This window comes from Bartonella sp. AD13SXNS (assembly GCF_042196465.1).
Taxonomy (GTDB): Bacteria; Pseudomonadota; Alphaproteobacteria; order Rhizobiales; family Rhizobiaceae; genus Bartonella.
This window is the reverse complement of record NZ_JBHIQI010000090.1, coordinates 1-771: the sequence shown is the minus strand read 5'-3', so window position 1 is coordinate 771 and position 771 is coordinate 1. Positions and strand designations below refer to the sequence as shown.

The window sequence follows — 771 nt, the reverse complement described above, 5'->3', positions numbered from 1 at the left end:
ACAGTTTCCCAAATGAAAGCGCTTTTTGGCTGGTCAGAAGACAAAATGGCATCTCTTTATACCAAAACAGCCGATAGAAAACGCCTTGCAATAGAAGCCATTAAAAAACTTCAAAAAGGTTAGAGCAACGGGCGGCAACTAAAAAAAACTAAAGCCCCGTCAAAATTATAAACGAAATCAAAGCGACGTTTGAGGTGCATCAGAAACCAGAGGAGAAATAGGTGGTTGTGTCTGTTGCATTGTTTGCCATAAATTATAATTCGTTTGCATATCCAACCAAAATTTTGCTTTACTAAAACCAGCTAGTTCTAATTTAATTGCAAGCTCGGTACTCATAGAGGCATGACCGTTAATCACTCTTGATAGAGAAGCTCTTGTCATATGGAGATGATCAGCTAACTTTTGTATTGTTATCCCCATTTCGTCTAAGAAAGCTACTTTTAAAACTTCGCCCGGATGTGCGGGGTTATGCATCATTTGTTTTCGTTCCTTTCATCAATGGTAATCTTGATAATCAACAAGCTCCACATCTGTTCCTATAAAGCGAAAAGTAACACGCCAATTTCCATTCACCCATATAGAATAGTATCCTGTAAGTTCACCTTTAAGAGGATGCATTTTAAAGGCAGGTGCTTTCAACATTTCGGGCGTCGTAGCACTTGTTAAAGCCGTCAAGATGACGCGTAATTTCTTTACGTGATCTGGTCGAATAGCTTTTGTGGAACCTGTTGTATAAAATAATTTTAAGCCCTTATGCTTGAAACTCACAAT

General features: G+C 38.4%; 2 protein-coding genes and 1 pseudogene. 1 reads left to right on the top strand and 2 read right to left on the bottom strand.

The genetic code is table 11. The features are described from left to right. Window positions 1-123, top strand: a pseudogene (locus ACFIMQ_RS09540) (integrase); the annotation flags it as partial. A 54-nt stretch (window positions 124-177) separates the two neighbouring features. On the opposite strand, the gene ACFIMQ_RS09535 reads toward ACFIMQ_RS09540, so the two are convergent. Together ACFIMQ_RS09535 and ACFIMQ_RS09530 are read right to left on the bottom strand one after the other, a co-directional pair. After that, window positions 178-477, bottom strand: a complete 300-nt coding sequence (locus tag ACFIMQ_RS09535) for a HigA family addiction module antitoxin (protein ID WP_375616810.1) — start codon at window positions 475-477, stop codon at window positions 178-180. Between the two features lie 18 nt (window positions 478-495). After that, a partial coding sequence (locus ACFIMQ_RS09530; RefSeq protein ID WP_375703944.1) for a type II toxin-antitoxin system RelE/ParE family toxin occupies window positions 496-771 on the bottom strand: 276 nt, incomplete at its 5' end.

Bases quoted from the DNA above. Each gene is read 5' to 3' on its own strand.
- ACFIMQ_RS09535 (WP_375616810.1), bottom strand. From the start codon at position 477: ATGATGCATAACCCCGCACATCCGGGCGAAGTTTTAAAAGTAGCTTTC.